Origin of the sequence: Micromonospora echinospora, from assembly GCF_014203425.1 — a bacterium.
Taxonomy (GTDB): Bacteria; Actinomycetota; Actinomycetes; order Mycobacteriales; family Micromonosporaceae; genus Micromonospora; species Micromonospora echinospora_A.
This window is the reverse complement of record NZ_JACHJC010000001.1, coordinates 216,940-230,368: the sequence shown is the minus strand read 5'-3', so window position 1 is coordinate 230,368 and position 13,429 is coordinate 216,940. Positions and strand designations below refer to the sequence as shown.

8 protein-coding genes and 1 pseudogene are annotated in these 13,429 nt (G+C 73.4%); 7 read left to right on the top strand and 2 right to left on the bottom strand.

Annotated features, from left to right (window positions below):
• Positions 1-173: 173 nt before the first annotated feature.
• Entirely contained in the window at positions 174-1,073 is a 900-nt protein-coding gene (gene nudC / locus FHU28_RS01085) for an NAD(+) diphosphatase (RefSeq protein ID WP_184679970.1), read from the top strand.
• Here nudC and FHU28_RS01080 read toward each other — a convergent pair.
• Complete coding sequence (locus FHU28_RS01080; protein ID WP_184679969.1) at positions 970-2,238, bottom strand: MATE family efflux transporter; 1,269 nt, start codon at positions 2,236-2,238, stop codon at positions 970-972. The genes nudC and FHU28_RS01080 overlap by 104 nt on opposite strands.
• Before the next feature lie 179 nt (positions 2,239-2,417).
• Between FHU28_RS01080 and FHU28_RS01075 the strand changes: the two genes are divergently transcribed.
• From FHU28_RS01075 to FHU28_RS33315, 5 genes and pseudogenes are all read left to right on the top strand, one after another.
• Entirely contained in the window at positions 2,418-4,145 is a 1,728-nt protein-coding gene (locus tag FHU28_RS01075; protein ID WP_184679968.1) for an MmpA family trehalose lipid delivery protein, read from the top strand.
• Positions 4,146-4,186: 41 nt separating this feature from the next.
• Positions 4,187-4,348, top strand: coding sequence for a hypothetical protein (locus FHU28_RS01070; protein WP_184679967.1), 162 nt, complete (start codon positions 4,187-4,189; stop codon positions 4,346-4,348).
• 9 nt (positions 4,349-4,357) lie between these two features.
• Positions 4,358-5,182 carry a glycosyltransferase gene (locus FHU28_RS01065; RefSeq protein WP_184679966.1) on the top strand — a complete coding sequence of 275 codons (825 nt, stop codon included), beginning with the start codon at positions 4,358-4,360 and terminating at the stop codon, positions 5,180-5,182.
• Positions 5,179-6,627: a glycosyltransferase family 4 protein gene (locus FHU28_RS01060; protein ID WP_221453081.1), complete on the top strand. Its 1,449-nt coding sequence runs from the start codon at positions 5,179-5,181 to the stop codon at positions 6,625-6,627. Before FHU28_RS01065 ends, FHU28_RS01060 begins: the two co-directional genes overlap by 4 nt.
• Positions 6,621-9,842: pseudogene (locus FHU28_RS33315) on the top strand (alpha-(1->3)-arabinofuranosyltransferase domain-containing protein); the annotation flags it as partial. The gene FHU28_RS01060 and the pseudogene FHU28_RS33315, both read left to right, overlap by 7 nt.
• 879 nt (positions 9,843-10,721) lie before the next feature.
• Here FHU28_RS33315 and FHU28_RS33200 read toward each other — a convergent pair.
• Positions 10,722-12,188, bottom strand: coding sequence for an acyltransferase family protein (locus tag FHU28_RS33200; protein ID WP_376700855.1), 1,467 nt, complete (start codon positions 12,186-12,188; stop codon positions 10,722-10,724).
• A gap of 135 nt (positions 12,189-12,323) precedes the next feature.
• Between FHU28_RS33200 and pgfA the strand changes: the two genes are divergently transcribed.
• Positions 12,324-13,364, top strand: coding sequence for a cell envelope lipid trafficking protein PgfA (gene pgfA, locus FHU28_RS01050; protein WP_184679964.1), 1,041 nt, complete (start codon positions 12,324-12,326; stop codon positions 13,362-13,364).
• The last annotated feature ends 65 nt before the right edge of the window (positions 13,365-13,429 follow it).

Sequence of the window (13,429 nt, the reverse complement as noted above, 5' to 3'; positions counted from 1 at the left end):
TCGATCGGAAGTACACGCGGGGACCGCTTCCCCCGCGGGAGACACCTACGGTAGCCAACGCCCGGGCGCGCCGGGAGTCTCCGGCCCGGCGGTCGTGTCGGGCGTTCGGCGGTGTCGTGCCGATCACCCGATTCGGGGCCGCGCCCGGGTGTGGATCGTGGCACGGTGAGCGGGTGCTGGCGTACGGCGGTGGATGGCTCGACCGGGCGGCGGCGCTGCGCGGTGACGCGGAGTGGCTGGCCGGGCGGCTGGCCGATCCGGTGAGCGTGGTGCTGCCGCTGTGGCGGGACCGCTGCCTGGTCGACGCGGCCGGTCCGGTCCGGCTCACCGGCGACCACGCTTCCCGCGTCCGGTCGGCCGCCGAGGAGACCGTCTTCCTGGGGGTCGACGGCGACGTCGCGGTGTTCGCGGCCGACCTCTCCGCGCTCGGCGAGCGGGCCGCAGTCGAGTTGGCCGCCGCGACGCGGGCTGTCGATGTCCGGACGCTCGTGGGCCGGCTCGACCCGGCCGGTGCGGCGGTGCAGGCGTACGCCCGGGGGTTGCTGCTCTGGCACCGGCAGCAGCGGTACTGCGGCGCGTGCGGCGCCCGGGCCGTGGCCGGCGGCGGCGGGCACCTGCGGACCTGCGGCGGCGGTGAGTGCGGGCGGCTGTGGTTCCCCCGGATCGAGCCGGCCGTGATCGTGCTGGTCGAGGCGCCCGGCCGGGCTGGGCGCTGCCTGCTGGCCCGGCACGCGGGCGCGGCCGAGGGGGCCTGGTCGACGCTGGCCGGCTTCGTCGAGGTCGGCGAGAGCCTGGAGGACGCGGTCCGGCGGGAGTTGGCCGAGGAGGCGGGCGTCACCGTCACCGACGTGGTCTACCAGGGGTCGCAGGCGTGGCCGTTTCCCGCCGGGCTGATGGCGGGTTTCCGGGCCGTCGCCGTGTCCGAGGAGGTCCGGGTCGACGGGGTGGAGCTGCTGGAGGCGCGTTGGTTCAGCCGGGCGGAGCTGCGGGCGCGGGTCGCGGCAGGGCGGTCGCTGGGCCGGGTGGACTCGATCGATCACCAGTTGCTGGGCGACTGGCTCGCGGAGGCCTGAACACCATCACCAGCGCGGTTCCCGCGGCGGTGGCGAGCGCGCACCACATGATGCCCTGGAACGTCCGTGGCGCGACGGTAGTGGTCAGCACGGCCAGGACGGCCGCGGCGACCCAGAGCGGCGCGGAGGGCCAGCGGGAGCCCGCCGCGATCTTCGCGTTGACGGCCGCGAAGATCAGCGCGTAGAGCGCGCCGGTCGCGGCGAAGAACGGGGCGTACCTCCCCAGGGACGTGTAGTCCTCGCCGCCCACCAGCCGGAACGCGAACCCGCCGGCCAGGGCCGAGGCGGCGACGAGCACGACGCCGCAGGCGGCGACGATGGCGAGCACGACGGTACGGACCCGGTTGTCGCCCACGGCGAGCCGGGGCAGCGCCAGCACCACGATCACCTGGGGCGCCCAGAGCGCGCCCTTGGTGAGCACGGTTCCGACCGCGTACGCCCCGGAGTCGGCGGGCGAGAGCAGTTGGCGGGCGAAGATCAGGTCGGCGTACGACACCGCGAGCATCGCCAGCGCGGCGGTGCCGGCGCTTGCCACCTGCCGGATCCGCATGGTGGCGACGGCGTCGTCCCCGGCGGGCCGGTCGGGCCGGGCGATCCAGGCCAGCACGGGCAGCACCAGCCAGGCGGTCAGCATGCCGGCGAGCAGGGTGACCACGACGTCGGCGCCGAGGACCAGCGCGACGATCATGCCGCCGTACCGCCCGAGCGCCACCATCCCCATCGCCCAGGCGAGGCGGACGAAGCGCTGCTCACCCTGCAGCTCGCCGAGCCATCGGGCGGCCAGGACGACCGCCACAGTGGTGCCGGCGACCAGCGCCACGACCGTCGACGACAGCCGCAGGGCGGTCATCACCAGCGGCGCGGCCACGACGACGGCGCCACCGGCGACCGCCGTGGTGACGAGGCTGACCCGGTGCGTCGGCGCGCCGGGGTGGCGCGCCCGGTGCACAGCGACCGCCATCTGCAGTCCCACGCCGGCGACGCCGGCGATCGCGACGAGGGCCAGCGTCGTGGCCAGGACGCTCAGCTCTTCGACCGGCAGGTAGCGGGCGCCGAGCATGGGCAGCAGGTAGGCGAGCCCGTTCGCCACCATCGCGGCGCCCGCGACGGCCGCGCCGGCTGTCCCCATGCGGCTCGCGCCGGGCCCCGCCGTGGTCTCTGTCATCGCGCCTCATGTCGGTGTCGCCTGTGGGAACGTTCGCCCGGACCTCGTGTCGTCGTCGCGACTCGTTCGTCGACGTCGTGAGGCAAGCTACCGTCCGCACTTCCCCTGTGCCTAGAGTGCTGTCCGGAGCCCCGGGTGCGACGTCGGGCCTGCTTCCGTCCAGGTTCATGGGGGTCCGTGTGCGTCGAGCGTCACCGAGGTTCGGTTCGGCGCTGTCGTGGGCCGCCGCCGCGCTTCGCCGCTGGTGGCCGGAGACGGCGCTCGGTGTCGGCGTGGTCGTCGCGATCCTCGGCCCGGTGCTGCGCCGTGGCTTCGTCCTCCGGTACGACCTGGTGTTCGTGCCGGATCCGCCGTTCGGCGCGGTGGTCTGGGGCAGCGGCTCCGAGCTGCCGCGTGCGGTGCCCAGCGAGCTGCTCGCGGTCGGGCTGTCGCAGATCGTCCCCGCCGACGTGGCCCAGAAGGCGCTCCTGGCCGGCTGTCTCGCCCTGGCCGCGGTGGGCGCCGCGCGGCTGGCGCCCGTCGGTCACCCGCTGGCGAGGGTCGCCGCCGGGCTCGCGTACGTCTGGAACCCCTGGGTGTACGGGCGGCTGCACCTCGGGCAGTGGGCGGTGCTGGCGGGGTACGCGGCATTGCCGTGGGCGTTCGCCTGGGTGCTGGGGGTGCTCCGGCCGCCGCCCGAGGGCACCGGTCCGGGACGGCGTGCCGCAGTGGCCGGAGGGCTCGCGGTGGTGCTGGGCGGCCCGGCGATGGTGCTGGCGGCGGTGTCCGCCTGTGCCCCGGCGTTGGCTCTGGCGCGCCGGTGGCGCGCGCTGGTGGCGGGGGCGGCCACGTTGGCCGGCCTGACCGCGCCGTGGTGGCTCGCGCTGGTGAGCCGTGGGGGCGCTGTCGACCTCGACGAGCGGGGGGTTGCCGCCTTCGCGGTTCGCGCGGACACGCCGCTCGGCGTGCTCGGCAGCGTCGCCACTCTCGGCGGCGTCTGGAGCCGGCACGCCGTGCCGGTCGGCCGGGACCAGTGGGCGGTCGCCCTGCTCGCGCTGGCGCTGGCCGGCGCGGCGCTGTGGGGGTACGTGCTGACCCGTCGTCGCTGGCCGTCGGCGGCATGGTGGGGTCTGCTCGCGGGCGCGGTCCTGGGCACCGTGGTCGCCGTGGCGCCGGCGTGGTCGCTGGGCGCGCAGTGGATGGTCGCGCTGGTCGAGCACGTTCCGCTGGCCGGCGCGGTCCGGGACGGCACCCGGCTGCTCGCCCCGCTGGCGCTGGTGCAGGCGGTGGGGCTCGGGATGCTTGTGGAGTCGCTCATGACGGCCGGGGCCCGGGCGCTGGCCCCGCTGCTGGTGGTCGCGCCGGTGCTGCTCATGCCCGGTCTGGCGTGGGGGCTCGGTGGTCAGCTCGACACGGTGCGGTACCCCGCGGAGTGGTCGGCGGTGCGCGCCGAGGTGAACCGGGATCCGGCCGGGGGCAGCCTGGTGTCGCTGCCCTGGTCGTCGTTCCGGGCCTATCGGTGGGCGGGGAACGTGCCCGTGCTCGATCCGGCCTCGCGGGCGTTCCGGCGGCCGGTCGTCGGGGACCAGGACGTGCTGGTCGGCCGGGAGCGGATCCGTGGGGAGAGCCGGGAGGCGGACCGGGTGGCGGCGGCGTTGGCGGTGCCGGGCGATCCGGGCCCGGCCCTGCGCGGGCTCGGGGTGCGGTATGTGCTCGTGCAGACGGACCAGCCGGACGCCGCGCAGGTGGAGGGCCGTTTCGTGAGCGCCGAGCTGGTCCGGCGGGACGGGGCATTGACGCTGTTGCGTCTGCCGGATTCCGATTTCTCCGGCTCGTCCAGCCGCATCGGCATAATTCCCCTGATGGGGTATTCGGTACTGGGGGCCACCCTGGTGATCGCCCTTTCGCACCGGGTCAAGCGCCAGTGACGCATGTTACTCTTCGGTACCTTTCTCCGAAGGGATCATCGATGAAGGCATCCTTCAATCCCCTCCTGACCGCGGTAGTCGCCGCGGCGGTGGGTGCCGTGCTGGGAATTCTGGCCGTCTCTATCGGGGCGTCCACCCTCGGCAGCAGCAACAGCAAGCCAGCGAGCGTGGAGCAGCCCATCATCGTGTACGGCGAGCGCTGACGGTGCGGCATGGAGGTCCCCCCTCCTGACGTCTCGTCAGATCTGGTCGTACTCGACGTCGTGGTGCCCGCGTACAACGAGGCACTCCGGCTGCCCGACACACTGGTCCTGCTCCGGGCTGCGTTGGCCGAACTCGATGTGCCCTGCCGGGTCACCGTGGTGGACAACGCCAGCGACGACGGGACCAGTGCCGTGGTGGTGAACGCGCCGCCCGGCCCGGTTCCGGTCCGCCTGCTGTGGTGCGGCGAGCCGGGCAAGGGTTTCGCGGTGCGTCGGGGTGTGCTTGCCAGCGACGCCCGTTACGTCGGGTTCTGTGACGCCGACCTGGCCACCGCGCCGGCCGCCCTCGCCCAGGTGCTTCAGCTCCTGTACGACGGCGCGGACGCGGTGGTCGGGTCGCGGGCCCACCCCGAGTCGGTCGTCGAGGAGCGGCACAGCGTGCTGCGACGCTGGGGCGCGGTGGCGTTCCGAGGCGCCGTCCGGCAGGTGGTGCGGGGCGTCAGCGAGACGCAGTGCGGGTTCAAGTTCTTCCGCAACGACGTCGCCCGACGGGTCTTCGCGCCGCTGCGGTGCGGTGGGTTCGCGTTCGACGTCGAGGTGCTGGGCCGCGCCGAGCGGGCCGGTGCCCGCCTGGTGGAGATTCCGGTCAGCTGGGTGGACGTGCCCGGCTCGCGTTTCTCACCGGTCCGGCACGGCTGGCAGAGCTTCGTGGACGTCGCGAAGATCAACTGGCGGCTCCGCAGTGCCGACGTCACCCCGGTGATGCCGCTCGTCACCCTTCCGGTCACGCCGGACGTCACCGGCGGCACGGCCGCCGTTGGAATGCGGCCGTGAGTGTCGGAACACCCTCCACCGACGCGGCACCCACCACCGACGCCACGGTGGTGGGCCGCCGGGTCGTGGTGCTCAACTGGAAGGACCCCTGGCATCCCGATGCCGGGGGCGCCGAGGTGTACGCCTGGCAGGTCGCCCGCGATCTGGTGACCGCCGGCGCGGAGGTCACCTTCGTCACCGCGCGCCCGAAGGGGCAGCCCGGTGACGAGGTCCGCGAGGGCATCCGGATCGTCCGGGTCGGCGGCCGGTGGACCATCTACCCCCGGGTGCTGGGCTGGCTGGCGCGCCACCGCCGGCAGTTCGACGCGGTGGTGGACTGCCAGAACGGCATCCCGTTCTTCAGTCCCGCGGTCCTGCCGGCAGCAGTGCCGGTGATCTGCGTGATCCACCACGTGCACGACCGGCAGTTCCGGCTGTACTTCGGCCCGGTCGTCGGTCGCTTCGGCGCGTGGCTGGAGGGACCGGTCGCGCGGCGGGTCTACCGCCGGGCGGTGACGCTCGCGGTCTCCCCCTCGACGGCCGTGGCGATCCGGGAGCGGCTGCGCTGGACCGGCCCGGTGGTGGTGGTGCCCAACGGCGCGGACGCGTCCCCGCCGGCCGTCGCGGACGTGGCCCGTGCCGACCGGCCACGTGTCGTCTGCGTAGGCCGGGTGACCCGGCACAAGCGGGTGGACCTGGTGATCGACGCCGTGGCCCGGCTCCGGGCGGAACGGCCCGACCTGCGTCTGGACATCGTCGGTGGTGGGCCGGACGTGGAGAGCGTCCGCCGGCTGGTCGACGAGCGTGGACTGAACGACATGGTCACCGTCCACGGGCACCTGCCCGCCGCCGAGCGGGACGCGCTGCTGGCCGCGGCCTGGCTGCACGTCTCCGCCTCGTGGGGTGAGGGCTGGGGTCTCGTGGTGGTGGAGGCGGCCGCCGCCGGGCTGCCCACTGTCGCCTTCGACGTGGACGGGCTGCGCGACGCGGTCCGGCCGGGCCGCACCGGATGGCTGGTCGACGAGGGCGAGGATCCGGCACAGAACCTGGCCGCCGGCCTCGACCGCGCGCTGGACTGTCTGGCGACGCCCGGCGAGCGGGACCGGACGGCCGCGGAGTGCCGGCGGTGGAGCGGCTCGTTCCGCTGGACCGACACCGGCCGGCGGGTGCGTGCGGTCCTCGGGGATCTGCTGACGCCGCGCCCGGTGCCCTGGGCCGCCGGTAACACGTCGGTGGTGGTCCGGACCGACCAGCCGGAGAGCCTCCTGGCGCGGGTGGCGCCGCTTCTGCCGCGCACCCGGCACGTCGCGATCGACGGACCGGATCTGCTGATTGTGGTGCCGGCCGCCGAGCCGGCCGCGGTCCGGCAGGCGCTGCTCCGAGCGGGGGCCGGAGCCGACGACATCAACGAGCGGAACGCCGGAGCGGACGAACTGCTCACCGGCGTTCCGGTACGGCAGTGCTGACCGCCTGGTCGACCGCTCGCCGTACCCCCGGAATTCCGAGCGCCACGGTGTCCCTGGCGGTGTGGCGCCTGCGCGAGCTGCTGGTCTGTCTCGCGCTGATCGGTCTCTGCGTCACCCAGGAGCCCGGGCTCATCGTGCCCGAGACGAAGCTGGACATGGCCCTGGACCCGGGCGGCTTCCTCGCCCGCGCGGCCCACCTGTGGACCGGGGACTGGCAGTTCGGCACGCTCCAGAACCAGGCGGTCGGCTACTTCTTCCCGATGGGCCCGTTCTTCCTGCTCGGTGAGGCGGTGGGCCTGCCGGCCTGGCTGGTGCAGCGGCTCTGGATGGCGACGCTGCTCTGCGTCGCGCTCACCGGCGTGGTGCGGCTGGCTCGCGCCCTCGACCTGGGTGGTCCGGGATCGCGTCTGGTGGCCGGCGCGATCTTCGCGCTCTCCCCCCGGGCACTGTCCCTGGTCGGCACGGTCTCGCTGGAACTGCTGCCGTACTGCGTCGCCCCGTGGGTCCTGCTGCCCCTGGTCAAGGGGGCCGCCGGCGGCTCGTTGCGGCGGGCCGCGGCGCTCAGTGGGCTCGCGGTGGTCTGCATGGGCGGCGCGAACGGCGCCGCGGTCGCGTGCGCCGTGCTGCCGGCGTTCCTCTACGTGGTGACCCGTGCGGCCGGCCGGCGGCGGATCCGCCTGCTGGCCTGGTGGACGGCGGCGATGGTCGCGGCCACCTTCTGGTGGCTGGTGCCGCTGCTGCTGCTGCAACGCTACGGTTTCCCGTTCCTCCCGTACACCGAGAGCGCGGCGGTCACCACCAGCGTGACGTCGCTCCCGTCGGCGGTACGCGGCAGCACCCACTGGGTGGGTTACCTGGCCGTCGACGGCGTGCCGTGGTGGCGCTCGGGATGGGCGCTGGTGACGACGCCGTGGATGGTCGTGCTCACCGGCTTGATCGCCTGCGTCGGCCTGGCCGGGCTGGCCCGCCGGGACCTGCCGGAACGGCGGTTCCTGCTCGTCGGCTCCCTGGTCGGCCTGCTGGCGCTGACCGCGGGAAACCTGTCGACCGGGGGCGCCGCGTTCGCGTCGCCGGTGCGTGAGGTCCTCGACGGTCCGCTCGCCGCCCTCCGCAACCTGCACAAGTTCGACGTCGTGCTCCGCCTGCCGCTGGCGCTGGCCGCCGCGCACATGCTGGACACCGTCGGCCGGATCGCCCTCATCCGCCGCTTCACGCGGCCCACGAACATGGCGCCCCGGCGGGTGGCGCTGGGCGCGACCGCCGCCGCCCTCGTGGCGGTGACCAGCGGCGCGGGGATGGCGGGACTCGCGCCGGGCGGCGGCTTCCACGCGCTGCCCGAGCACTGGCGGCAGGCGACCGGGTGGCTCGACCGGCACGCCGGCACGGGCACGACCCTGCTGGTCCCCGGCTCCAACTTCGCCGAGTACAACTGGGGACGTCCGCTGGACGAGCCGGTGCAGCCCCTGCTGGACTCGCCGTGGGCGGTGCGGGCGCTGGTGCCGGGCGGATCCGCGGGCAACTCCCGGTTGCTCTCCGCGATCGACGAGCGGCTCGCCTCGGGCACCGCCTCGCCCGGCCTGGCCGACGTGCTCAGCCGGCTCGGCGTGCGGTACCTGCTCGTCCGCAACGATCTCCGCCAGCCGGTCGGCGGCATCGCCCGGCCGGTCCTCGTGCACCGCACGCTGGACAGCGCTCCGGGCCTGTTCCGGGTCGCCGCGTTCGGTCCGGCCGTCGGGGTGAAGCCCGACCTGGCCGGGGCGTGGGACTACGGACTGCACGAGCCGTACCCGGCGGTGGAGATCTACGAGGTGGACCGGCCGACGCCCCGGGCCACGCTGACCGACGCCGCCCTGCCACTCAACCTGGTCGGCGCGCCGGAGACGTTGCTGGACCTCAGCGACGCCGGGGTGCTGGGCAACCGGCCGGTGATCCTCGACGGCGATCCCCCGCTGGTCAGTGACGGGGGCACGGTGCTCGCCGACAGCCTCCGGGACCGGGAGGTCGATTTCGGTCTCGTCCGGGGCAACACCTCGCGGACCCTGACCGAGCAGGACCCGACCCAGTTGGAGCGCCTGGAACACGACATCCTCGACCCGGCGTGGCGGTCGTCGATCACCTCGTCGGCGTACGCCGGGGTGGCCGACGTCCGGGCGTCCTCCAGCGCGGCGGACGTCACCGGCCCGGCCGGGCTGCGCGACCCGTCGGCCACGCCCTTCGCCGCAGTGGACGGCGACCCGGGCACCTCATGGCTGTCCGACGGCGCGCGCAAACCGGTGGGCCAGTGGGTCGAGCTCCGGTTCGCCGAGGAGATCGAAGCCGGCTCGGTGGAGTTGCAGGTGGTGGGCGACGAGGTGATCGGCGCGCCGGTCACCTCCGTGCGGGTCAGCACCGAGGGCGGTTCCCAGGTGCACCCGGTGACCGACGCGAGCCGGTCGACGACGCGGCTGCCGCTGCCCGCCGGCCGGAGCAGTTGGCTGCGCGTGACCGTCGAGAGTGTCGCGGACGCCGACGTTCCGGGCCGCCGCGCGGGCATCCGGGAACTGCGTGTCGCCGGGGTGAAGCCCGAGCGTTACCTACGACTGCCGAAGGTGCCCGCCGACGCGGTCGCGCCCGAGGTCGTCGCGCTGGCCCGCAAGGCCACCGATCGGTCCGCCTGCGTGGTCTCCGGTGACCACTACCTGTGCGCTCCCGATCTGATCCAGCAGGGCGAGGAGACCGGGCTGGTGCCCCGGCGCTTCGACCTGCCGGCCGCGATCACCACCCAGCTCACCGGCCTGGCCCGGGCCACGCCCGCCACCGCGCTCGCGACGTACGACGAGATGACGGGCGGCGAGACGTTCACGACGTCGAGTTCGTGGTTCACCGACCCGGTCGCCTCGTCGCGGTCGCTGGGGGACGGGGACGACGGCACGGCGTGGTGGGCGGACCCGAGCGATCCGCAACCCACTGTGAAGACGCGCTGGGGCACGGTGCGCAAGGTGAGCTGGGTGCGGCTGCGGTTCCCCGAGAGCCTCGTCGCGGCGCCGCCCCGGACGGTCCGGATCACCGGTGACGACGGCATCCGGGAGGTGGCTGTCGACCTGGACGGTGTCGCCCGCTTCCCGGCTCTGCGTACCCGTGGGCTCACCGTGGCCGTGACCTCGACGGTGCCGAGGGTCAGCCGGTCGACGGCGCTGTTCGAGCCGCAGTCGCTGCCGGTCGGTCTCAGCGGCGTGGACGTGCAGGGCGTGCCGGAACTGAACCAGCCGCGCGACCCCGGCCGTCAGGTGACGCTCCCGTGCGGTGCGGGGCCCACCATCGTCGTCAACGGGGTGAAGGTGCCGACGACGGCCACCGGCACCCTGCGCGACCTGCGCGACCTGCGGCCGATGCGCTACCGCGCGTGTCCTCCCGGCACGTCGTCCGGCCGGGCCGCCCCGAAGGCGGGCGCGGACCAGGTCACGCTGCGGGCCGGCGGCAACGAGGTCTCCGCCCCGGCGGACCGGTTCGTCGTGGACAGCGTGATCCTCAGCGGTGAGCCGGCGGAACGTCCTGCCGTCGCCGCGTCACCGCGCCGGGCGGTGACAGTGGTCGACTGGGACGACCAGCGCCGGTCGCTCGATCTCGGCGCGGGTGGCGGCAGCTACCTGATGGTTCCGGAGAACGCCAACTCCGGTTGGCGGGCGACGCTCGACGGGCAGGAGTTGATCGCGGCCCGCCTGGACGGCTGGAAGCAGGGATGGTTCGTGCCGGCCGGTCCCGCCGCCCGCGTCGAGCTCGTCTTCACGCCCGGCGAGCACTACAGGATCGTCCTGTTCGTCGCCGGGGGCCTGTTGGTGCTGCTGATGGTCGGGGCGCTGATTCCCGCGCGTCGCCATCGACCCGCGTACCCCGTGGTGCCGACGTCGATGCCGACCGCGCCGCTGCTCGCGGTGGCGGTGCCGGCGCTGCTCGGGGGTCCGCTCGGGCTCGGCTGCGCCGCCGTGGTCGTGGCGCTGCACCGGCGCCGCACGCCCGGCCCGGCATGGATCTGGGTACCGGCCGCGCTGGGTCTCATGGTCTACGGCACCGAGCGTCTGTGGCTGCCCCGGGTCGGCGCGGAACGGGTGGCGGAGCTACTGGTCCTGCTGCCGAGCGGGCTGCTCCTCGTCGCGGTCGCCGCTCTCGTGCTTCGCTTCCGCCGGGTCCGCGGCCGGTACGAGGCCCCTTCCGAGGCCGACCGGGCCGGCGCCCTGCAGCGCCGGCTCCGGCGTCGCGACCCGGAGCGGGAGATCGGGCTCGACAGCCACGGGCCGGCGGCGGCCACCGAGCCGCCGCAGCCGTCGAGCGGGCCGTTCGATGAGGTAGTAGCTGGCCGTCGCGACCGGGACGGTGAGGGCCAGGGTGACCGCGAGGAGCACCCAGAACGAGCTGTTCATCCGGGTGAATCCGAGCAGGCGGAAGCAGGCCTCGAGCGCGAGGAGGTGCCAGAGGAAGATGCCGTAGGAGATCCGGCCGAGGAACATGACCGCCCGGTGGCCGAGGAGAGCGCGGGGCACCCCGCCCGGCCCCGGCCCGACGAGGGGGGCGATCAGGCACCAGGCGACGAGCAGGAACAGCACGTGCTCGGTGACCGACTCGACCGGCTTGGCGGGCTCGACCCCGCGCGGGCCGGCGATGGGCGTGCTCGCGATCCAGAGCAGCGCGCCGGCGATGAGCCAGGACGTTCCCGGGGCGAAGGTGAACACGCGCAGGCCGCGCGGCGTGGCGGACCACAGGTCCTCGTCGCCCCGCCCAGACCCGTCACCGGTCAGTCCGGTGAGGAGCGGGGTCGAGGTCGTGCCGGCGGGCCACGAGGCGAGCACGGCCAGCATGATGCCGATGCCGAACCAGTCGAGAAAGGCGGGCAGCCAGAGCACCGCGAGTCCCGGTAGAGGCGCGTCGGGACCGTGTGCGTACGCATTCCAGAAGAGGCCGGCAAGGACGAGTACGGCTCCGAGCGCAAGTTGGCGCCGGGCTCGCCCGAGCGGGGTACGACCGCCCATTCGGCGGCCGAGCACCGCTATCAGCGGCAGCGCAAGGTAGAAAGTCGCCTCCGTAGCCAGGCTCCAGGTCTGCTCCATGCCGACCGGAAGTCGCAATGGCTCATAAATCTGTACCAGAAGAAGGGGGATCGCCCAGTCCCAGACGGACTTCAGGTAGTCGATGTTGAGCCATGTCAGTGCGACGATCGCCATTGCCCAGTACCCGGGCAGAATGCGCAGCGCGCGGTGCCAGAGGTATCGCCGAACGGACGGACCTGATCGTCCGTTAATGGCAGCGACTGCGAATGGCCGATAGAGGAGGAAACCGGACAGCGCAAAGAAGATCGCCACCCCCACATCCAGCCTGGCCAGCAAACTTGCGAGGCGAGCGAAGGAGTTGGTCAGTCCGCTGAGAAAGGCGACATGGTGGACGACCACGCCGATCACCGCCACGGCCCGCAGTCCTTCCAAAGCGGGAAGCCAGCCATCCGAACGGCCAGTATTAGGTGCGGACAGGCCAACCTGTCCGTTGCTCGAGTCCGGTCTGTCGGGTCGGCTCACAGTTCCCTCAACATCCATTTGATCTCGCAGCCCGGTGGGCTGCGTACCCCCGGAGTCAGTACGTCTCGGGAGGTCGCATCGGACCATATCCGAAATCGGCCTCGTCATGTACTGTCAGCCGACTAGTCGAGTCTTTACAAGGGGAGGAGTTTCATGCGACCCACGTCGGGTGCCATCTTGGTGGCGGCAGGCGCGTTCCTGATCGTCGGGGCCGTGGCGACGCCGCTGGCCGTCGCGCCCGCTCTGGTCAAGGTGCCCCTTGACCAGAGTTCGGTAACGGTTTCAGAGGCGAAGAACGCGACCGTTCTTGACTTCAGCACGCTGGCCGAGCGCAGCGGCGTCAACCTCACCGCCCACCGCGCTGTGCGGGGCGATGTCAACGCCGGCAACGCCGACCGGACGGTCTTCAACGTCGGTGTCCGGGTGATCGACGAAGCCGGCAAGGAGATCACGGTCAGTACGGACCGGGTCGCCCTCGACCGGCGTACCGCGGAGTCGGTCGCCTGCTGTGCCGAGGCGGTCAACGGCGCGCCCTTCAAGCACGAGGGGCTCACCTACACCTTCCCGTTCGGTACGGAGAAGAAGACGTACCAGTACTTCGACAACACCGCTCGGAAGGCGTACCCCGCCGAGTACGTGGGCACCGAGAAGCTGCAGGGGCTGACCGTCTACAAGTTCGAGATGACGGCCGAACCGATCAAGATCAGCGAGATCGACGTGCCGGGCAACCTGGTCGGATCGGCCCAGCCCACCGTGACCGCCGGCCGCTTCTACGCCAACACCCGCACCCTCTGGGTGGAGCCGGACAGCGGCGTCATCGTCAAGGGGCAGGAGAAGCAGCTCCAGACCCTGCGTGACGAGACCGGCGCGGACAAGATCAAGATCATCGACGCCACGCTCGTCTTCACCGAGGACACCCAGGAGCAGCAGGCCAAGGCTGCCAAGGATGCGCGTCAGCAGATCAACCTGCTGACCACGGTGCTGCCGATCGTCCTCGGCCTCGTGGGTCTGCTCCTGCTCCTGCTCGGCCTGTTCATCATCGTCCGCGCTGCTCGCCGCCGGCCCGACGCGACGCCGGTGGACGCCGGCGACGGACCGGTGGACGACGTGCCGTCGCAGCGGTCGGGGGAGCCGGTCGACGACCCGACCGTGCCGGCCGGCGGACGCCATGCCGCGGAGCGCGCGGAGTCCTGACCGCCGACCGTCGCACCACCACACGAGCAGGCCGGCCGACCCACCAGGGACGGCCGGCCTGCTCG

Coding starts and splice junctions, on each gene's coding strand:
- FHU28_RS01080 (WP_184679969.1), bottom strand. CDS start 2,238: ATGACAGAGACCACGGCGGGGCCCGGCGCGAGCCGCATGGGGACAGCC.
- FHU28_RS01070 (WP_184679967.1), top strand. CDS start 4,187: ATGAAGGCATCCTTCAATCCCCTCCTGACCGCGGTAGTCGCCGCGGCG.
- pgfA (WP_184679964.1), top strand. CDS start 12,324: ATGCGACCCACGTCGGGTGCCATCTTGGTGGCGGCAGGCGCGTTCCTG.
- FHU28_RS01065 (WP_184679966.1), top strand. CDS start 4,358: ATGGAGGTCCCCCCTCCTGACGTCTCGTCAGATCTGGTCGTACTCGAC.
- FHU28_RS33200 (WP_376700855.1), bottom strand. CDS start 12,188: ATGGATGTTGAGGGAACTGTGAGCCGACCCGACAGACCGGACTCGAGC.